The following is a 20,045-nucleotide window of genomic DNA, read 5'->3' on the forward strand; positions in this document are numbered from 1 at the left end:
GTTAGATTCATTACTTGCAAAGGCAGGCACCAAAGTTGTTATCCCCCATAAAGATGGGCTCCTAATTGTGTGCAAACATTTCTATGATGCATGGCTTGCTAAACTCTTTACAGGTGGTAAAGGTTCAATTAACGGCAGATACATACACCATCCACTTGAATTATTAGCAATGGATGATATCCGGTTTGCATTTATTGAAAATGCCCGTCCTATAGCAGTGAATAGTAAAATTGAAAAGCTTTATACTCTAAGACAAAAATTCCAGTCACCTATAAATGGAAGGTTTACATCCATGTACGGCGACAGGGTTGACCCGCTTGAACATGGCATGGCTTTCCATAATGGGCTTGATATCTGTGCACCGCAGGGTACTCCTATTAAACCAGTTCAAAAAGGGTTTGTCAATTTCACTGGTTGGTTGGATGGGTATGGGTTTACAATCATTATTCAGCATGATGAAGGTTATGAAAGCTGGTATGGACATTGCCAGAAAATATTTGCCCAAACAGGCGAATTTGTAACAACTGATACTATCATTGGAACGGTAGGCTCGACAGGAAGATCAACTGGCCCTCATCTTCATTTTATGTTGTTGCAGCACGGCAAGATGCTTAATCCTATCATGTTTATATGGTAACTTACTTTAAGAAAAATTTGGATTTTGAAATAAACCTTTTTCAGCTTTAATTAAATCTTGTTCATCATCCACTTCATACCACCCAAATCCTGAAAGGTCACATATTGTTGGTGCGGTTTTAGGATTTTCTGCAAGTATTTGTAAAATATTTTCCACTACCGCTTTTTCTCCAAACCTTTCTATTGCCCGGTATGCTGAATCTCTATATACCGTTTCCATGGTTCTATCAACATACGTCATTCCTATATATCCACAGTCAAAATCATGCAGTTGTTTGCTTATATGAATAACTGTCTTCTTATCAGCATCTAATTTAACCTTCATATCATCAGGACCCAGTTTTCTGTCAAAATCACACATGGCAGTAATTTTATTAAATGATTGCTTCATCTTTTCAAACATAACCCTTGGATAAATATGATCAACATTAGTTATAAGGAATGAATCATGAGCAAATGTTTTTAATGCGGTAATTAAAGTAAATATATTTCCTTTGTGGTATTCTTTATTTTCAAGTATTTTCAAATGTTCTATCTGTTTTTGTTTCAAATGCTTTTCAAGGTCGTTAAAAGCAAAACCACCTACAACAATGATTTCATTAAAAAAATTAAGATCAAAAAATTCAAACAAATAGTCTATAAGAGGTTTTCCATTTACCTGTACCATCCCTTTTGTCTTGTCTTTAGTCATTTCACCTAATCTGCTACCAGTACCTGCTGCTAATACAATTGCACGCATGATAATAACTCCTTCAATGATTCAATTGTTACAATATTGGGATATTTTTGTAAAAATTGCTCCCTGGTAAAAGTTCCACATAAACCTATAAATTTAATATTATTCGTAATAGCCTTTTCTGCATCTTTAAGTGAATCGCCAACAAAAGTCAAATCTTCTTTTTGCAAATTAAATTGCTTAATTACATATTCAAAATGTTGTTTACCTTTTTCAAAACCATCTTTAAAACCTAAAACTATGTCAAATTGTAGTCCTTCCCTGCTGATAAATTGCTCTATGAGATATTGAAAATTATTTGACGAAACTCCAACTATAAATCCTGAGCGACGCAATTCACTGATCACATATCGCACTTCCTGGGAAAACGTTGATCTAAAAAAACCATCTTTTTTTGTTTCTTCAAAGATTGCAGCTTTCTGGCTGTTTGTTGGATCACCAGGCAAAATTATCTCAAGCTGCTGGAAAAAAGGAACGCCCGATGTTTCTAAGTATCTTCTGCGTGCTTCCTCAAACGAAATTTCTGGATGAAATCTATTGATTACTTCACCAGCTATATCAGCAAATCCTTCCATAGTATCAACCAGAGTACCATCAAAATCAAAAAGAAGAGCCTTCGTTTGAATGATCATGTACAATTATTCCTATTTTATTAAGCTTGCAGCAACTATCACGTAAAACCAACTGTTACTGCTTATATATTAGTACATATTAAAATTTTTTATCAATCTTGCGGATTTCATATGATTGTCAATAGAAAAAATTATATTATACCATAGCATAACAGTTTTACTTTTAATAGAAAATCAACACAATACTTGACATATGATTAAATATATTTACAGTATAAGACATCATGACAAAAAATACTATGAATTCAGAAGAATACATTATAATAGAATTAGCTGATACTATTGATCTACATTGTTTCCATCCTAATGACATAAAAGGTATTCTTGATGAATTTTTAGATAATGCTCTCACAAAAGGCTATAAAAAGGTTGAGATAATTCATGGTAAAGGAAAATCAGTAATCAAATCACTTGTTCATAACTATCTCAAAAAAGATTCAAGAATTATTAATTTTTTTGATAAACCCGGCAATTGGGGAACAACAGTTGTCATTTTGAAAATTGGAGAATGAAATGAATACAATAATTATTACCGGAGGCACGGGATTTATTGGATCATATCTGACGCAAAAACTACTGACAAAGGGATATTCTGTTGTAATACTAACACGTAACCCTGATAAATTTTTATCACATACTCCTGCATTGAAGTATGCTGGATGGGATGGGAAAACTGCTGATGGTTGGGGTAATCTTGTTAATAAAGCCAAAGCTATTATAAATTTAGCCGGCGAATCAATAGCAAGCACCCGATGGACCACGGAAAAGAAGTCAAAGATATTGCTAAGCAGAATCAATGCAGGTAACGCCATCATGGATGCAATAAAAAAAGCAAAACATTATCCTGAAGTATTAATACAGGCTTCTGCCATTGGATACTACGGTTCAAGAAGTGAATCATTAACTGAAACATCAAGCCCTGGACTGGGTTTTTTGCCTGATGTTGCTATCCAATGGGAAGCATCAACAAAAGAAGCTATTAATTATGGAATACGCCATGTAATTATTAGAACCGGGCTGGTGCTTGGAGAAAATGATGGATTTTTAAAAATATTAATTCCGGTATTTAAATGGTATTTGGGTGGATACTTTGGCGATGGCTCACAGTGGATGTCCTGGATTCATATTGAAGACGAAGTTAATGCCATTATACATTGTTTAGAAAACAATATAATCAAAGGCCCTGTTAATGCGGTGAGTCCAAATCCGGTTAATGCAAAATATTTTTATAAAACATTGGCCAAGGTTCTAAAAAGACCATGTTTATTTAAAATCCCTGAATTTGCTATTACATTGTTATTGGGACAAATGGCAGAAGAGCTAATTTTATCCAGTCAAAAAGTCCATCCTGATGTGCTGATATCCACAAAATTTAACTTTACGTATGCTAATCTTTATGAAGCATTGTATTCCTTACTATCGAAAAAATCACATTAATTCACCTAAGTGAATAATCCATTCTGCGACATGAATAACGTACCAGTAATTACATACGATGAAGCGCAAATGCTTGAATGGCATACCCTTTTGACATATTTCAGGGATTTTTGTTATACAGAAATAGGAAAACAATTTTACACAACTTTACAGCCTTTACAGTATCATGAAATCATGACACAGTATGCAAAGATAAACTGCGTAAAAGAAATTTTACGTGTAGGCCACTCTCCTGATTTTTCCGGTATATATGATATAACACCCTTACTTGATAAGGCAGCTAAGGGTGGGACCCTTTTATTAGATGAAATTTTTAAAATTCGTTTGTTCCTTGTTGCGCAACACAGAATAACATCTTTTTTTAAATCAGTACACTATGATACATCAGTTCTTACAGAACTTCATGCAATTAATGATTGCGCACAACTTTTCAGACTGTTAACAACCTCAATAACCGAGAATGGCAATCTTAATGAGAACACCTATCCCTCTTTACGTAAAATACAAAAAGATATCAATGAAATACGCAGTACCATAGAAAAGAATCTTAATAACATTATGCATTCACAAGCTTTTCAGAATGCATTACAGGAAAAGATTTACACAGTAAAAAATAATAGATATGGTATCCCGGTTAAATCTTCGCATAAAGGTAAAATTAAAGGTACAGTTTTAGATATATCTTCTTCAGGTGCAACTTTTTTCATTGAACCTGAAAGCATTCATGAATTAAACAATACATTATTGTATAAAGAAATAGAATTGCAGCGTGAAATAGATAAAATACTTCAAATTCTTTCTTCCGAAATTGGAGTCTATTCACAAGATTTAAAACATAATACAGCCATTTTATCCTATCTGGATTTCTGCATATCGTGCGCACGTTTTGCCATTACCTACAATGCACATACACCTGCTGTTTCACCTGATCCCCTTTTAGATTGCATAAACGCTAAACATCCACTTCTTGCAATTCTTCTACGTGATGCCGTTGTACCCTGTACCATAGAATGTGGAAAATCATTCAACTGCCTCATCATATCCGGTGTTAATACCGGCGGCAAAACAGTTTTGCTTAAAATGTTAGGATTGTTTGCGCTTTTGGTACGACATGGTCTTCCAGTTACAGCTAACCCCGATTCAACCATTGGTTATTTTGAAAATATATTTGTTGATATTGGTGATGAACAAAATATTATGCAATCGCTTTCCACTTTCAGTGGCCAGATAAAAAATATTGTGCGAATACTCAATCATGCCAATGATAAAAGTCTTATTTTGATAGATGAGATAATTGTTGGTACCGACCCAAAACAAGGAGCAGCCATAGCACAGGCAGTACTGGAATATCTTACTGATAAAAAGTCAATTATAGCTGTTACCACTCACTATTCGCAATTGAAGGAAATTGCATCACATGATAACCGTTTTGAGAATGCATCGGTAGTATTTGATATTCATACCATGAAACCAACATACCAGGTTCTTTCAGGTATACCAGGTGCAAGCTATACTATAGAAATAGCTAAAAATCTATCACTCCCTGATACAATTATTAATAAGGCACTATCACTCCTGGATTCAACCTCCCAATCTATTGATGCTCTTCTTTCTAAAATTACTGAACAATCGCACGCTTTGCAGCAAAAGGAGCAGGAACTATCGCTTTTAAAAGAAGAACTACAAAAATTACAGCAAGAATATAATAAAAAAATTATAGAGCTTCAGGCAACCATTGAAAAAGTCACCAGAGATCAGGCCACATCTTTTATGAATGAACTACAAGAATACCGTAATATAATTGTCAATAGAATCAGGGAAATACAATCAATGTCTATGAAAGATGCAACGACTTTGATACGTGATATAACTCAATTGCAAGAAAAGGTTAAGGGCACAATTTCATCATTGCACAAGCCTCACGAAAACTCTGTGGCCTGCAATACCGAAACTGCAAAAAAAGGTGTGCGTGTGTATATACCCTCTTTACAACAATATGGTATAATTGAAGAAGTAGATGCCAAAGAACAAACCGTTAAAGTCAGAATGGGTTCTATTGCCAGTAGGTTCTCATTTGATGATGTATACTGTATTGTTGAATCAAAAAAACCTGTTGCCATAAAAAAGAAAAAGCCTACTATAAAAGAAGAAATAACATCAGTACCCCTTACCATCCAAACACAGTACAATACTATTGACCTTCGCGGCTTGCGAGTTGATGAAGCATTACAAAAGTTAGACAGTGAACTAGATGCTATGGTAAAACAAAGTGTTCCGTCTGCAGTTGTAATTCATGGGCATGGCACAGGATCATTGAAAAAAGCAGTGCGGGATTATGTAAAACATTCTTACTATGTTAAAAATTTCCGCCCTGGCGAGCCAGAAGAAGGTGGTGACGGCGTTACCATCATTCAGTTGCGATAATTCATTGTAAATACTCATTGGCTGCAAATAACTGCTTCAAAAGGATCCAGGGTAATTGTTTGCCCATCAACAAATTGTTTTTCATACGATGATAGCAACACTTTGCATTTGTTACTGCAATCGACTACTTTTTTTGAAGAAGAAAAATTTAGTGCAATAATACACTTTTCATTGTTCCATACACGTTTATACAGCATGACATCATCAGGTGCTGATAAAAATTCTATGTCACCAGCATACAATTCTTTACGAGATTTTCTCAATCCAATCAATTTGCGATAGAATTGGAGCATGGATTCTGTTTGTTTAGACTGTCGTGCCACATTGGTGCGTGTATAATCAGGATTGACTGGCAACCACGGTTTAACTATTGAAAAGCCTGCATAGTTGGTTGCGTCCCATTGCATGGGAGTCCGTGCCTTATCCCTTCCTGTATGGAAAGGCCAGTACTTTTTACCCACAGGGTCCTGAATATATTTTCTAGGGATATTCCCATCAACCATTCCAATCTCTTCGCCATAGTATATAAACGGCGTTCCTTTCTGAGTAAGCAATAAAACCGCCAGAAGTTTAGCTTTTTGTAGATCATTCTTTGCTATACGTGTAATAGCACGTGACTGATCATGATTAGAAAATACATGGCATGGCCAGCCTCTGCTGCCAATGGCATTATACCAGTCAATCATTATCTGCTGTAATTCTGTGCAATCAAACGACGCAAACATTGTTGAAAAATTAAAATTCATGTGTAACTCATCATTATTACCCAAAAACGATGCAGGCAGGTGAGAATCACGAATCCCTTCATCTAAATATATTTCTCCCACACTCATTATGTCACCATAACTATCGAACAAAATCCGCATTTCTTTTAATATATCATGTGTTTCAGGCTGATTACGGTCGTAAACATGCAATTGCTGATCATGCCTTCGGGGATTAGTAAAACGCAGCTTATATGGGTTATTCCTGAAATGCCTGTCCTTAACCAATAAATTAATAACATCAAACCTGAATCCTTTGACTCCATTATCCATCCAGAACCGCAGCACATCAAACATTGCTTTTTTCACGTTTGGATTGCGCCAGTTTAAATCAGGTTGTTGCTTGGTAAAAAGATGAAGGTAATATTCTTTAGTTAATGGATCCCATTCCCATGCACTTCCGCCAAATGCTGCCATCCAATTATTGGGCACTTTCCCCTTTTTGCCAGGATGCCATATATACCAGTCTCTTTTCGAATTGTCTTTTGATGAGCGTGATTCCAAAAACCATGGATGCAAATGGGATGTGTGGTTAAAAACCATATCCATTATAATTGCAATATTTCTTTTTTCTGCTTCTTTTACCAGTCGTTTGAAATCGCGCATAGTGCCAAACACGGGGTCAATATCGCAATAATCACTGACATCATATCCAAAATCATACATTGGTGAACGGTAAATTGGTGATAGCCAGATACCATCAATACCTAAATCCTGCAGGTAATCAAGCAATCCGGTAATTCCGTTTATATCACCAATTCCATCATTATTGGAATCTTTAAAACTGCGGGGGTAAATCTGATATATTACCCCGTGTTTCCACCAGACCTTTTTCATGAATGTTTTATTTATTCGTAATCTTTTTCTTTTGACTCTTTGACTTCCTGTTTACTAACAGTCTTTTCCATCTGCGCCTTTACATCATCAGCTTTTCCCACAGCCTGTAATGCCTTAAAGTATGCAGCAGCAGTTTCATAGACAGCCTGATCAATCCTTTCCTGTATTTTTTTGTTAGAATAATACTCCTGTGCCATAGCATCCTTAAAGGGCTTAAATAACTTTTTCATGTTACCGCCCTTCATGTTATTGGATAGCGCATACTCCTCCATCTTCTTCCATAAATCCATTGAAATGCCTTTATCAGGATTCTTTTGATATGAAGGACCCTTTTCCACTGCAACACCAAATTCATCTGTATCAATACCCCATATCACATTCTGCCAGGTTGTACCAACATTAGCTTTGAAAATTCCATATTTATAAAATTTTCCAACATCTTCTATTGCTGTTCCTGTTGTCCCATGCTGAGCAATTCCAACACCCCATGGGGCCATAGCTTTATAGGTATTATACGTTAGCTTGAGATCAATGTTACCCCGCACATTGCCATGAGTGGTACCATTATTAATGGCAATTAAATCAGGGCATTGACCTAACTTTGCCAGTGCTTCTACAAGCGTCACAGCCTCACTGACTGAAGAATTACCATGAGCACCACCAATCTCCCCAACTTCAGATTCATACATAAGTCCTGCCCGTATAACCTGTTCACTTAAAAGAGCACTCAATGCAATATTCTGTTCCATTGGTAAAAAAGAACAATCTATTGAAAATGAACCATACCCTGCCTCAATAGAAGCTTTTATAAGGGAATCAGCTTTATCAAACGCTTTGCGGGTTATCTCCTGCACTGTGGTGTGATCTCTGTGGCAGGTAAACGGAACAGCCTTTTCACCAACATTTCCCATTTTTTCATTTAAGGTTACTACCAGAGTAATAAAATCTTTAGGTGTTAAACCTGTATATCCGCCGGTTAAATCGCTTTCGGATAATGCTAATTCATATATAACTGGTGCTTGCAATTCCATGGAAGCTTTTATCAATCCGGGAATAGCAATTTCATGTCGTGTATTCACCGCCATCACCACCCAGTGATTTCCTTCTTTCATTGAAGATTGTATAATAGATTTTCCATTTACATGCATCACTTTGGAATCAGGAAATGCTTTCCTAAAATTTTCTGGACGTAAATCAAGAATACTCATATATTCCTCTCCATTATTGTTTTAATAGTGTAATGTGATAAATTAAATAAAATCATATTACAATTGCAAGAAATTTTTATTTTATTTGTTGCATAAATTACTGAATGTCATTATCTGGATTATAATATAAAATACTTCACAAAAATAACTATAATAAGGCATTTTTATATGAGTTATGATATTTTTATACTATCACTTTCCACTATAAGCATCGGGTTTATACATACGATACTAGGACCAGATCATTATCTCCCATTTATTGCTATAGCAAAAGCCAAACAGTGGACGCATAAAAAAACTGCATTAATAACTTTCATTTGCGGATTGGGACATGTACTGAGTTCATTCATAATAGCTTTATTGGGAATATTATTAGGATTATCCTTAGAAAAACTTGATCTAATTGAAGGTTATAGGGGTTCTATAGCTGCCTGGATTATCATCACATTTGGCTTTATATATTTTATCTGGGGAATTACATACATTGTTAGGAATAAACAACATACACATTACCATATTCATAATACAACTTTCCATGTGCACCAACACAATCACCACGATTCTCATATACACATACACCATGGTGAAAAATCCATTACACCGTGGGTTTTATTCATCATTTTTATCTTTGGCCCTTGCGAACCATTAATCCCTATGGTTATCTATCCTGTTTCACAGAATCATTTTGGTCAGGCAGTTTTTGTAAGCTTGCTATTTTCACTAACTACAATTACCACCATGCTTACCGTCGTCATCATTAGTAGCTATGGATTGTCATTACTTTCGTTTAACAGATTTGAAAAATATTCACATGCCATTTCAGGTCTTATCATTTTTTTGTGTGGTATAGGCATACAATTTTTAGGATTATAATGTTTTTATTGTTTCCCTTGTATTATATTTTTAATAAGTCTATGACCATTATCATACAATATCTTCTTTAGTGTACCTTGAGTTATGCCATAGTTTTTGATTGTATTAATCTCCAACTCACGGGGAAAGATAATATTGGGAAAATCAGAACCATACAAAATTCTATCCTGATATTTTTCCAGCACCTCAGAGTCCTTATGGAAAGCTCCTTCATAATCCGGTAAAAAAACAAACGCCGTATCCATCATAAGATTGGGATAATCATCTAAAAGTTCTAAAAATTCATCATATTCATACGCACCCATATGGGCGATAGTTACCGGTAAATCAGGATATTGCCTCAGTAATTTCTTAAATCCGCCAACCCCAACAAACTCGTTCCCCACCGGGCCAGTGCCAACATGCATCAGGATGCGCTTTTTATAGTGTTGTACCAGTTCATATAGTGGGAAAAGGCGTTCATCATAAGGATAAAATTTCTGAACTAAAAGCTGCAACTTAAACCCCAATACCTTGGGATGAGTAATAATATTTTCAGCAATAGCGATATCATCATTGGGATGAAATGCACCAAAGCAATACACGTTATCCTGTTCATTCAAAACCTCAAGGTTCCACTCATTTAAATGTTTTGCAACACCTTCTCTATGAGCATAATTTGAATACACAATTTTTTCAACACCACATTTCTTAAGATGTGAAATACATTCCTTATAGTACAGATGATAGATAACATCCCAACCATAGTCTTTCACAAAAGATTTCCAGATAGCATCAAACATCTTGTCCGGAAACAGATGCACATGAAAATCAATGATTGGATATTGATACATGTTCATTTTTTACCATATTCTTTGCGGTATTGTTTTGGCGACATCCCGGTCATTTTTGAAAAAACCGTACAGAACGTAGTATTGGAATTAAAACCAACTGCAACGCCAATAGATAAAATTGAACGGTCAGGTTCTTCCAATAAAAGCTTTTGGGCTTCGTTTACTCTGAATTCATTAACAAAGGTGTTAAAATTTTTTTGGATATGTTCATTTAAAATTTCTGATAACTGATGGGTGCTTATATTAAGTTCTTTAGCCAGATCAGGCAGTGACAGTTCCTCATCAGCAAATGCTTTCTCATCTTCCATAATTTCATATAATCGCTGAATAATTTGCTGTATATCAAGCCCTTTAATCCGTGAACGTTCATATCGTGCCTTCATAGCTTCACTTTTTAGTAATTTATTATAATCAGGATGACGCTGTGTAACAAGATACACAAAAGTCATTGCCGTATTAGCTATGATTACTGCCCATTCCACTATGTGTAATGAAACAAATGCTCCATACACACATATAATATTGGATACAACTATGGATAACGCAAATATGTAGCCCATTCTTGAAACTCCAGGCACTACATTCCATTTTTTCTTATTCCATACATATTCCATAGTAATCAAATTAGGCAACATGAACGTTATAAGATAGATATTGGGAATTATAAAAAGGAGGTATACCCCTTTATCATAAAGCGATAATTCATAGAATCTGTCACTCAGCAGTGGCAATCCCGGGAAACATGATACACCGCAAGAAATACCTTTGATGCAAAGAGGTGCCAGCAAATAGAATAAAGAAATTATAGAAGGCAAAAATACAATATAATATATTTTCTTTATATCAAAGAGGCTTGATATTATCCAGGTGTATCGCATCACCATAAGTGGCGGAACAATAAAAATTACAGGAATTGAGGCAATACTTACATAGTACCCAATACCGGAGCTATCGAACAAACCTGACGAATAGATGCATATTTGCAGAAGCCAAATTCCTAAACCAAAGAAAGAAACTGCATATAGCTTGTTAATGGTTACAATTTTTTTTTGTACAAACTGACCCATGGCAATAATCACTGAAAAAACTGCGCCATAGAACATAAAAAAATGTAATATTGACTCGCCGCTCATGGATACTCAAATTTATATAATTATAATTTTAAAAATATAAAACTTTCAAAGTTATAACTCTGAAAGACTTTGAAACATATAAATGATATACTCTGAATAGTATTATACAATACCATCCGGTCGTTATCTTGCTTTACCGGATGTAACCTATCATGGGAGGTTATTTTATGACTCAACACCAAAATGTCAATTATGAAAAAGAATTTGAAGAATACCTTAACAGGGAAAAGCACCTTGCTCTGATGCTGCTTAACAGGGCAAAAAAATTTGGCGATTCAAAAATTGCTGTACGCCATAAAGCGTACGGGACATGGGAAGCATTTACCTGGAAACAATTTGGTGATTTAATTGAAGCAGCAGCCAAAGGATTGCTTCTTTGGGGAGTCAAGGAATTTGAATTTGTAGGTATTTTTTCAAATAACAGAGTAGAATGGGCTGTTATTGATTATGCATCATTTGCAATACGAGCGTGTTCAGTGCCGGTTTATGCCACAAACTCAGCTAAAGAACTAGAATACATTGTTAATGATTGTGGAATACGAATTCTTTTTGTAGAAAAGCAGGAACACTATGACAAAGCAATGAGTATAATAGATTCATCAAAAAACCTTGAAAAAATCATTGTTTTTGATCGTAATACAAAAATTACCAATGACCCCCGTGTCATGTTGTTTGATGATTTTATTACCATGGGCAAAATTAAAGGCATTGATGCACAATTGCAAGAACGTTTATCAAAAGTACAGAGTGATGACCTTTCTACACTTATTTATACTTCAGGAACCACAGGCGAACCAAAAGGTGTTATGCTTACCCACAAAAACTGGTTTGCCATGTTGTTTGGAACAGGTTATCATATTCCAGTAGAACCAACAGACGTAAATTTAGCATTTTTGCCATTATCACATGTTTTTGAACGTGCCTGGAGTTATTTCATCCTTTGCAATAATGCACAGGTAGATTACTGCCATGATACAAAAGCACTTCTTGACTTCTTAAAAGAATCCAGACCACACTTTATGTGCAGTGTTCCTCGAATGTGGGAGAAGGTATATGCTACTATCATGGATGGTATAAAAAATGCACCTACAGTAAAACAGAAACTTTTCAACTGGGCACTTGAAATTGGCGGGAAATACCAGTATTTAAAGAAAGATCACAAACCTATTCCAATAGGGTTAAAATTTAAACATGCATTGGCTACAAAGCTGGTGTTACATAAAATTCGTGATCTTTTTGGTGGTAGAAACAAGGTATTCAATTGTGGTGGTTCTGCATTTTCAGGTGAAATTAGTGAATTCTTCTTTAAAGCGGGGGTATTCATTTTACAGGGTTATGGTATGACAGAATGTTTTGTAATATGTGTATCCAACCCCGAAAGAAATAAATTTGGCACCTGTGGACCTGTTGTTCCACTTATGCAGGTTCGTGTATCACCAGAAGGTGAAATTCAAGCTAAAGGTCCCAGTATGACACAGGGATACTGGAATAAACCTGAACTTACCAAAGCTCTCTTTACTGAAGATGGATGGATAAAAACAGGTGATGTTGGTTTTATTGACAGTGAAGGTTTCATCACAATTACTGACAGAATAAAAGACCTATTCAAAACGTCCGGCGGAAAATATATTGCACCACAACAAATTGAAATGTTATTCAAAGAAGATATCTACTTTGAACAAACTGCAGCAATTGGTGATGGTCGTAAATTTGTTTCAGCTTTAATTGTTCCCGCATTTGAACAACTGGAAAAATGGGCAAAAAACAATAATATTAACTTTTCTTCACGTGAAGACCTTGTAAAACATCCAGAAATAATTAAATTCTATCGTGAAAGAATTGATTATTTAACACGAGATTTGGGACAGGTTGAAAAGATTAAAAAATTCACATTACTTCCACATGAATTTACTCAAGAAAGTGGTGAAATGACACCCACCCAAAAAATAAGACGCGAAGTAATAAATGAACATTACAAAGATATTATTGAAGCAATGTATGCTGAGTAAAAAAATATAAGGCCGTCTCAAAACAAACCTTGGAGCTCGCAATGACGTGGGTGCAATGTCATTGCGAGCGTAGCGCCTGTGCTGAGCTTGTCGAAGCGAAGCAATCTCAATGCCGTAGAAGACAAAATTGCTTCGTCACTTCGTTCCTCGCAATTACACGGGTGCAAAGTCATTGCAAAGAGATGTCTTTTATGACACCCCCTTTTTTCTTTTAAAAAAATACAGAATTACTTGACATTTACTATCTCTTTAGTTATATTTAAGTATATTCTTAATATCTTAAAAGGAGTTCATGTATGTACAATATTAAAACAATTATAACTTTAAGTTTTATTTTTATTGCTTCCATGGTATTTGCACAGCATCAACATGGTAAAGGTATGATGTATCATATGTATGATCCATCATCTGAAGTAACAATATCAGGTACAGTTGAAGATACTGTAACAGAATCCCACCCATGTTGCGGTTCAACTATGAATCATTTTTATATAAAAGTTAAAAGTAATAAAGAAATAGTTAAAATATTTTTAGGACCAACTGACTATGTAAAATCACAGATAACTATTAACAAAGGTGACAATGTAACAGTAATGGGATCAAAAACAACAATGAACAATGAAACTGTTATAATTGCAAAAACAGTTAAAACCAAGGATAAGGAAATAACTTTCCGTAATGATGACGGTACACCCAAATGGGCAGGTCAGATGAAGTATAAAATGAAGAAGTAATGTTTAAAAATAATATTAATAAAAAATAAGGGACTAAATTACGTCCCTTATTTTTTACTATATGAAATAAATAGTTTTATGGTAATCCACAATTTATTTGGTTTTTAATCTATATACTCCATCCCATTTCTTTGGTGGAGGATTTTTGGCAAATTCTTTACAACGTTCTATATACGTTTTACAGGGACCATCATCGGGAACAATCTTAAGCCCGGCTTTAAAGGCTGTTTGTGCATCCTCCCATTCCCTGTTCCTGAAAAGCTCCAATCCTTCTTTATATTTCTTCAACATTTCATACATGTAATCAGGGAGTGTACCTTTTTTTCCCAATAACTCGTACACCTTAATTGGCTGCTCTTTACCAACAACCCGTATTAAATCAAGCTCCCGTGCTTCTACAACATCTTTTACACGTTCATATGTTGTTTCGCTTATCATTGTATACGTACCATAATACTTATTTGCTCCTTCTAATCGTGAAGCCAGGTTAACAGCATCACCCATCATGGTATAATCCATACGCTGTCGTGAACCCATATTCCCAACTACAGCATCACCAGTGTTTATCCCCATTCTTACCCTTAACTCAAATGTACCCTTTTTACGCCATTCTTCTCGTAGTTCTGCAAGCCGCCGTTTCATATCAATAGCTGCTAAGCATACCTTTTCAGGATGGTCCTCAAAGGCAAGAGGTGCTCCAAAAAACGCAATTATTGCATCCCCTTCATATTTATCTACAGTACCTTCATAACGTAAAATTATATCCGTCATTTCGGATAAATATTCATTTAATAGTGCAACAAGCTGTGGTGGAGTTAATTTTTCTGAAATTGATGAAAATCCTGCTACATCTGAGAAGAAGATACTTATATTTCGCAGTTCGCCTCCTAACTGCAATTTGCCGGGATCCTTTATGAGTTCTTCAACAACCCGCGGTGCCATATATTTTGAGAATACCTCTTTAATATACCGCTTCTGGCTTTCCTCACTCATGAACTTGACACTACTTACAATTGCTGAAGGTAAAAGTATAGCCAGCGATACACCCAGTTGGTCCAAATAAAGATTTTGAAATGCAAATAATGCTATGTTAATAATATTATACACCACAAGCGTTCCAACAATTGCTGTTATTGTACCTGTTGCACTTAACCGTTGAACAGCAAGCACCAGTATAACTGCCAATACTAGTATTAAACAATAATCTATCCATTGTGGAACCTGATAGATATAGGCTTGCTGTAAAACCGTGTTGATAAAATTATGATAGGTACCAACCATCAGATATTCTGACGATAGCGGTGTCACACCAATATCATGTGAAGCTGTTGCTGTTAATCCTATTATGCATGAATGATCTTTTAACCTGTCAACCTCAAGCACCAGGCATGCAGCGTTGATAAAATTAATTAAATTTATACTTGCCTCTTTTAACTGATTATCTTTGCTTTCTTTTAATTGTTTATTGATTTCAGCTAACTGATTTTCAAGATTCTTTATATATCCACTTTCTATTTCATACAACCTTTTACGATTAGTTTTTATTTTTCCCCATAGATCCTGTTTGGCTTTCAGGTCTTTTGTTTTTTCAAATATTTCACGCATGGTAGACAGTTCGCCATATAATCTGCTTCGTTCAGTGTTTTTAGAATGCACCTCCTGCTCATCAAAGAACTCATGGATTGTGTCTTTAACTTGATTATATTCCAGCAGTGCATAAAAAGATACATGATTGAAAGTTTCAGTAAATTCTCCACTCCAGTGAACATATGCCATTCCATCATCATCAATTGGGATGACATAATCCTTTTTTTGCAAGGTTATTGGGTCAATTGCATTGTGCAGTATGATATGTTTGCCATGTACTATCTCCACATCAGTTTTTTTAACTTTCATCAAATCCATCAACATAACCATAGCCATGTGGAAATAAATTCTGTCATTGAATACACGTATAAGTCGTATGCGGCGGGCAATACCATCAATATCAAAGTCACTATCCACATATCCAAAATCCCTGGCACTCATGGCAAGTTCTGGTATTGGATACTGAATAATTACTCTGGTGGGATCAACGTAACGTGAAAATTCTTTATGCTTATCTTTGGGAACCGGAATTGAAGCTATTTTCTCAAAGCGCTGAATGGATTCATTTCGTTTTTGCTGCTCTTCTGGTGACAATTTTGTTTGCGTCAGCGTGCGGTTTAAAAATGAATATGCTAAAACAACATTATTTTTAGCAATAGCTTCCGAAAACAGTCGGTCGCTGTCAAGTATTGCCTGATTAAGTTCTTCATACGTTATTCGTTTGCCAGTTTTTGCTTTTTCCTCAACAATTTTCAATATGTCAGGTTGTGCATACCGTGGTGATTTATCCATAAATTGAATATCAAAGGCTATCTGTTTTGGCACAATATCCTTTATCACTTCAAGACCACTGGCATAGATATACCGTGGCCATGGAAATTGGCCAACATTGCTGATACTGTTATCATCAATATCAAGAAAGGTAAGATATTCCCATTGTGGAAGCTGTGGTTTTATTTTAAACCGCACATCAAATAATTTGTATTCAAAAAGCCTGTACACATTAGTGAACAAAAAGCCAATAATAAGCAAACCTAAAATCAACCCTAATGCAGTTCCATATAATGGATTTGATTCAATATTTTTTCTTATAGTATCAAATTTTTTTTCTGGCATAAACCACCTGCTTTTCTTTGTTTTTCTGCATTATAACAGATTGTTGGTAATTTTTACAAGTATATTAATAATAATGCTGTAGTAATTTATGCAGTTTTATTGCAGTCTAATTGATTGTGAATCAAACGCATTTTCAAGATAACATATTCCATTGATTTTATAAAAGCCTCATTAATTGGAAATCTTTCACCATTTACAGGGTTAATCATCATCGACTGCATTGAAAGAGAACTCATCTGTGGGAATTCACTTGTGTGGATGCCAACCATTTCTTTTTTTTGAGTATATTGCTTTTGTAGCGTTGTACATGCTACAGGAACTATCGCCCCATATTTATTTTTCATAAAACTAAAACCAAACAAGCGACACACCAACGGCCTATATTCATATACAGCACAATTTCCAACATTGTTGTACAGTGTTTCAGAATCATAAAATGGGCACAGATTACTAAAAGCTTTATCAAGCCAAAACTGATAGGAATTGTTTTCATACAGGTATACACAAAGCGGTAACATTTCAATTATTGATGCTTCAATATTATAGCAAGCTGTATTGCAGCACTGGCCACAACCGTTTGGACAGCTTACTGAAAATAAACTTTTTACATTACTGATGATTGTTTCAATTTCTTCATACAGTTGGATAATTTTTTGCAGTTGTGGAAATAACGAATAATAATTTTGACTAATATACATAATCTTGCAACACCACTTTTGTAGATTAGAAAATTATTACTGTTACATAAGGAAGTAAATTCAAAATAGGTAATGTGCTGTCAACTTATTTATTTAATGCATTGTGAGATCCTTTAAATGCATGTACTCGTTTGGACCATAAAGAAATTTTTTTTCCTTTCAAGCTTTGAGTATATGCACCCACAATATTTCTGGCGATACATCCCATATTGTTTGGATAATTCTATGGAATGCTGGTAGCCACCATTTGATTTAAAATCTGAAGGTATATAGGTTACCTTATACACTTTTGAAAGCGTGCTACCTATCTCATTTATTTTTTCAGCATCTTTATATGGGCTGACGGTTAACGTGGTGCATACAGCATCAAATTTTTGTTCCCGGGCAAGTTTAAATGTTTCCTCTAAACGGAATGCATAGCATGCATGACAGCGCGGCGATAGTTCCCCATAAAAGCGATAAGGCTTTATTGCATCAAACCATTCCTTTTGATTATATTGTCCGATAGTTATTGGGATGGAATGAAGACGTGAAAATTGTTCCACTTCATACAATCGCCTTTTGTATTCTGACTGTGGTGATATATTGGGATTGTAATAAAAAACATGGATAGAATAGCGAGACACAAGGACAGAATACACATGTGTTAAACACGGTCCACAACATGTGTGTAACAGAACAGTTTGTAATTGACTATTTCTCACTTAAGATACTTATCAATAAAACTATTTAACTTTTTCAACTTTGCAGGATTTACTTTGCCATCAAGCCACAATAAAAGATCTGCATTCACACCGCGGTTACAGTTGTATTCGTGATGAATCACAAAATTAGCAATTTCAAATTTCAGCTTTTCAAAAATCTCTTCAGCAATACACAGATTTGAAGGCTCGGGTCCAATACAGTCAGCAATTTTTACGATGATCTCATGTTTGTTGATTTCTTTGATCTCTTCACGGTAAGGTTCGTCAAAAATACATTTTGCTAAACAAATATTATCAGAAGGGGATAAATACCATCCATTTATCCCAAAAGAAGCCTTATTTTTCTTCTTCATTGATTATCCCTCTTGTACCATGGCTAGATATAAAAAATAAATACAACATAATATTTCTATAAAATATATAAAAATATTATCAAAATGTCAAATATTTAAGGCTAAATTGCTCCATGAAACTAAATTTTTTTTTGATTCTCCATATATTTGTCATTGGTAAATAAAATTATTTTTTTGCTTGACATGATTACATTCAATTGATTATTGATTTACACATCATTAAATGAATGTATTAACTATGGAACTATCATTGTATAACATCATCAGCAAAAGCTATTATTTTTGGTTTTATTATTTTTATAGCAGGGCTCGTCTGTAGCTTTTGCTGATGCTGTTATATATGCAAGGGCCGCAGGCGGGTAGCCGGCGGCCTTTGTTATTTAAGGATTCATGTATAAGGCCGCCACCCTCCGGGCTCGTGAATGAATTTTCAAATTTACGGAGGAATATATGGCCACATGTAATGCAGATCCTGCTCCATTATCTTGCAGTATTACCAATGGTGCAACACCATCATCACCACTTTATAGCAAAACATATCGTGATAGTACGGTAATTCACCTACCCTATAACATATCAATATCGGAAAGCACATTATCAGTTATAGCGGGACCATGCTCTATTGAATCAGAAGAACAAATTATGGCAACCGCTGAATTTGTAAAAAAATCAGGTGCTACAATATTACGGGGTGGTGCTTTCAAACCAAGAACATCACCTTATGCATTTCAGGGCATGGGGATAACTGGCTTACAGCTGTTACGAAAAGCTGGTAATTATTTCAGGATGCCAATCATTACAGAAGTTTTGGACAGTGAAGATATCTCTATTGTGGCTGACTATGCTGATATCCTCCAGGTTGGCGCACGCAATTGCCAAAATTTTTCCCTGCTGCGGAAATTGGGGAAAATCCGTAAACCAGTGCTTCTAAAACGTGGAATGATGGTTACCATAAAAGAGTTTTTAATGGCTGCAGAATATATATTAGCTGAAGGTAATGAAAATGTCATACTGTGCGAAAGAGGCATCAGAACATTTGAAACAGAAACCCGTAATACACTGGACATATCGGCAGTGCCTGTTTTAAAGCATAAAACACACCTGCCTGTTATTGTCGACCCTTCACATGCAGCAGGTAACTGGAAGCTCATTCATCCATTAGCACTTGCTGCGCTTGCTGCAGGCGCTGATGGCCTGATGATTGAATGCCATATAAGCCCGGAATCAGCATTATGTGATGGTGAACAATCGTTACGTCCTGATAAATTTGCTCTTTTAATGAATGATGTACAAAAGATGAATACCTTGCTCAACAAAAAACTTTGATATAT

General features: G+C 35.2%; 18 protein-coding genes. 8 read left to right on the forward strand and 10 right to left on the reverse strand.

Annotation, left to right across the window (positions count from 1 at the left end; genetic code table 11):
* On the forward strand, positions 1-637 hold a 637-nt coding region (locus AB1444_07545), incomplete at its 5' end, for a M23 family metallopeptidase (GenBank protein MEW6526501.1).
* Positions 638-643: 6 nt separating this feature from the next.
* Here the strand turns inward: AB1444_07545 and AB1444_07550 are convergent.
* Positions 644-1,375 carry an NTP transferase domain-containing protein gene (locus tag AB1444_07550; protein MEW6526502.1) on the reverse strand — a complete coding sequence of 244 codons (732 nt, stop codon included), beginning with the start codon at positions 1,373-1,375 and terminating at the stop codon, positions 644-646.
* On the reverse strand, positions 1,357-2,004 hold the full coding sequence (locus AB1444_07555) for an HAD hydrolase-like protein (protein MEW6526503.1): 648 nt from the start codon (positions 2,002-2,004) through the stop codon (positions 1,357-1,359). The genes AB1444_07550 and AB1444_07555 overlap by 19 nt, the downstream gene beginning before the upstream one ends.
* A gap of 224 nt (positions 2,005-2,228) precedes the next feature.
* Here AB1444_07555 and AB1444_07560 point away from each other — a divergent pair, with 224 nt between their 5' ends.
* The 3 genes from AB1444_07560 to AB1444_07570 are packed head-to-tail and all read left to right on the forward strand — an operon-like array spanning position 2,229 to position 5,865.
* Positions 2,229-2,516 carry a Smr/MutS family protein gene (locus AB1444_07560; protein MEW6526504.1) on the forward strand — a complete coding sequence of 96 codons (288 nt, stop codon included), beginning with the start codon at positions 2,229-2,231 and terminating at the stop codon, positions 2,514-2,516.
* 1 nt (position 2,517) lies between these two features.
* Entirely contained in the window at positions 2,518-3,441 is a 924-nt protein-coding gene (locus AB1444_07565; protein ID MEW6526505.1) for a TIGR01777 family oxidoreductase, read from the forward strand.
* Between the two features lie 30 nt (positions 3,442-3,471).
* Entirely contained in the window at positions 3,472-5,865 is a 2,394-nt protein-coding gene (locus AB1444_07570) for an endonuclease MutS2 (GenBank protein MEW6526506.1), read from the forward strand.
* Positions 5,866-5,879: 14 nt separating this feature from the next.
* Here the strand turns inward: AB1444_07570 and AB1444_07575 are convergent, their stop codons facing one another.
* Positions 5,880-7,466, reverse strand: coding sequence for an alpha-glucosidase (locus AB1444_07575; protein ID MEW6526507.1), 1,587 nt, complete (start codon positions 7,464-7,466; stop codon positions 5,880-5,882).
* An 11-nt stretch (positions 7,467-7,477) separates the two neighbouring features.
* On the reverse strand, positions 7,478-8,674 hold the full coding sequence (locus tag AB1444_07580) for a class II fructose-bisphosphate aldolase (GenBank protein ID MEW6526508.1): 1,197 nt from the start codon (positions 8,672-8,674) through the stop codon (positions 7,478-7,480).
* Between the two features lie 168 nt (positions 8,675-8,842).
* Between AB1444_07580 and AB1444_07585 the strand changes: the two genes are divergently transcribed.
* A complete protein-coding gene (locus tag AB1444_07585; protein ID MEW6526509.1) occupies positions 8,843-9,547 on the forward strand; it encodes a sulfite exporter TauE/SafE family protein in 705 nt (234 codons plus the stop codon).
* Positions 9,548-9,552: 5 nt separating this feature from the next.
* Here the strand turns inward: AB1444_07585 and AB1444_07590 are convergent, their stop codons facing one another.
* Complete coding sequence (locus tag AB1444_07590; protein ID MEW6526510.1) at positions 9,553-10,386, reverse strand: amidohydrolase family protein; 834 nt, start codon at positions 10,384-10,386, stop codon at positions 9,553-9,555.
* On the reverse strand, positions 10,383-11,513 hold the full coding sequence (locus AB1444_07595; GenBank protein ID MEW6526511.1) for a helix-turn-helix domain-containing protein: 1,131 nt from the start codon (positions 11,511-11,513) through the stop codon (positions 10,383-10,385). The genes AB1444_07590 and AB1444_07595 overlap by 4 nt, the downstream gene beginning before the upstream one ends.
* 167 nt (positions 11,514-11,680) lie before the next feature.
* Here AB1444_07595 and AB1444_07600 point away from each other — a divergent pair, with 167 nt between their 5' ends.
* Positions 11,681-13,522, forward strand: a complete 1,842-nt coding sequence (locus AB1444_07600) for a long-chain fatty acid--CoA ligase (protein MEW6526512.1) — start codon at positions 11,681-11,683, stop codon at positions 13,520-13,522.
* 296 nt (positions 13,523-13,818) lie between these two features.
* Complete coding sequence (locus AB1444_07605; protein MEW6526513.1) at positions 13,819-14,256, forward strand: hypothetical protein; 438 nt, start codon at positions 13,819-13,821, stop codon at positions 14,254-14,256.
* 93 nt (positions 14,257-14,349) lie between these two features.
* Here AB1444_07605 and AB1444_07610 read toward each other — a convergent pair whose 3' ends face one another.
* The 4 genes from AB1444_07610 to AB1444_07625 form a co-directional block, all read right to left on the reverse strand.
* Positions 14,350-16,959 (reverse strand): adenylate/guanylate cyclase domain-containing protein, encoded by a 2,610-nt coding sequence (locus AB1444_07610; protein MEW6526514.1) that lies wholly within the window; start codon positions 16,957-16,959, stop codon positions 14,350-14,352.
* An 86-nt stretch (positions 16,960-17,045) separates the two neighbouring features.
* On the reverse strand, positions 17,046-17,657 hold the full coding sequence (locus AB1444_07615) for a YkgJ family cysteine cluster protein (GenBank protein MEW6526515.1): 612 nt from the start codon (positions 17,655-17,657) through the stop codon (positions 17,046-17,048).
* Between the two features lie 113 nt (positions 17,658-17,770).
* Entirely contained in the window at positions 17,771-18,361 is a 591-nt protein-coding gene (locus AB1444_07620; GenBank protein MEW6526516.1) for an epoxyqueuosine reductase QueH, read from the reverse strand.
* A complete protein-coding gene (locus AB1444_07625; protein ID MEW6526517.1) occupies positions 18,358-18,714 on the reverse strand; it encodes a hypothetical protein in 357 nt (118 codons plus the stop codon). Before AB1444_07625 ends, AB1444_07620 begins: the two co-directional genes overlap by 4 nt.
* Before the next feature lie 450 nt (positions 18,715-19,164).
* Here AB1444_07625 and aroF point away from each other — a divergent pair, with 450 nt between their 5' ends.
* Complete coding sequence (gene aroF / locus AB1444_07630; protein ID MEW6526518.1) at positions 19,165-20,040, forward strand: 3-deoxy-7-phosphoheptulonate synthase; 876 nt, start codon at positions 19,165-19,167, stop codon at positions 20,038-20,040.
* The last annotated feature ends 5 nt before the right edge of the window (positions 20,041-20,045 follow it).

The organism is Spirochaetota bacterium, from assembly GCA_040756435.1.
Taxonomy (GTDB): domain Bacteria; phylum Spirochaetota; class UBA4802; order UBA4802; family UB4802; genus UBA4802.

Bases quoted from the DNA above. Each gene is read 5' to 3' on its own strand.
- AB1444_07580 (MEW6526508.1), bottom strand. From the start codon at position 8,674: ATGAGTATTCTTGATTTACGTCCAGAAAATTTTAGGAAAGCATTTCCT.
- AB1444_07625 (MEW6526517.1), bottom strand. From the start codon at position 18,714: ATGAAGAAGAAAAATAAGGCTTCTTTTGGGATAAATGGATGGTATTTA.
- AB1444_07560 (MEW6526504.1), top strand. From the start codon at position 2,229: ATGACAAAAAATACTATGAATTCAGAAGAATACATTATAATAGAATTA.
- AB1444_07595 (MEW6526511.1), bottom strand. From the start codon at position 11,513: ATGAGCGGCGAGTCAATATTACATTTTTTTATGTTCTATGGCGCAGTT.
- AB1444_07590 (MEW6526510.1), bottom strand. From the start codon at position 10,386: ATGAACATGTATCAATATCCAATCATTGATTTTCATGTGCATCTGTTT.
- AB1444_07605 (MEW6526513.1), top strand. From the start codon at position 13,819: ATGTACAATATTAAAACAATTATAACTTTAAGTTTTATTTTTATTGCT.
- aroF (MEW6526518.1), top strand. From the start codon at position 19,165: ATGGCCACATGTAATGCAGATCCTGCTCCATTATCTTGCAGTATTACC.
- AB1444_07570 (MEW6526506.1), top strand. From the start codon at position 3,472: ATGAATAACGTACCAGTAATTACATACGATGAAGCGCAAATGCTTGAA.
- AB1444_07615 (MEW6526515.1), bottom strand. From the start codon at position 17,657: ATGTATATTAGTCAAAATTATTATTCGTTATTTCCACAACTGCAAAAA.
- AB1444_07565 (MEW6526505.1), top strand. From the start codon at position 2,518: ATGAATACAATAATTATTACCGGAGGCACGGGATTTATTGGATCATAT.
- AB1444_07550 (MEW6526502.1), bottom strand. From the start codon at position 1,375: ATGCGTGCAATTGTATTAGCAGCAGGTACTGGTAGCAGATTAGGTGAA.
- AB1444_07610 (MEW6526514.1), bottom strand. From the start codon at position 16,959: ATGCCAGAAAAAAAATTTGATACTATAAGAAAAAATATTGAATCAAAT.
- AB1444_07575 (MEW6526507.1), bottom strand. From the start codon at position 7,466: ATGAAAAAGGTCTGGTGGAAACACGGGGTAATATATCAGATTTACCCC.
- AB1444_07600 (MEW6526512.1), top strand. From the start codon at position 11,681: ATGACTCAACACCAAAATGTCAATTATGAAAAAGAATTTGAAGAATAC.
- AB1444_07555 (MEW6526503.1), bottom strand. From the start codon at position 2,004: ATGATCATTCAAACGAAGGCTCTTCTTTTTGATTTTGATGGTACTCTG.
- AB1444_07585 (MEW6526509.1), top strand. From the start codon at position 8,843: ATGAGTTATGATATTTTTATACTATCACTTTCCACTATAAGCATCGGG.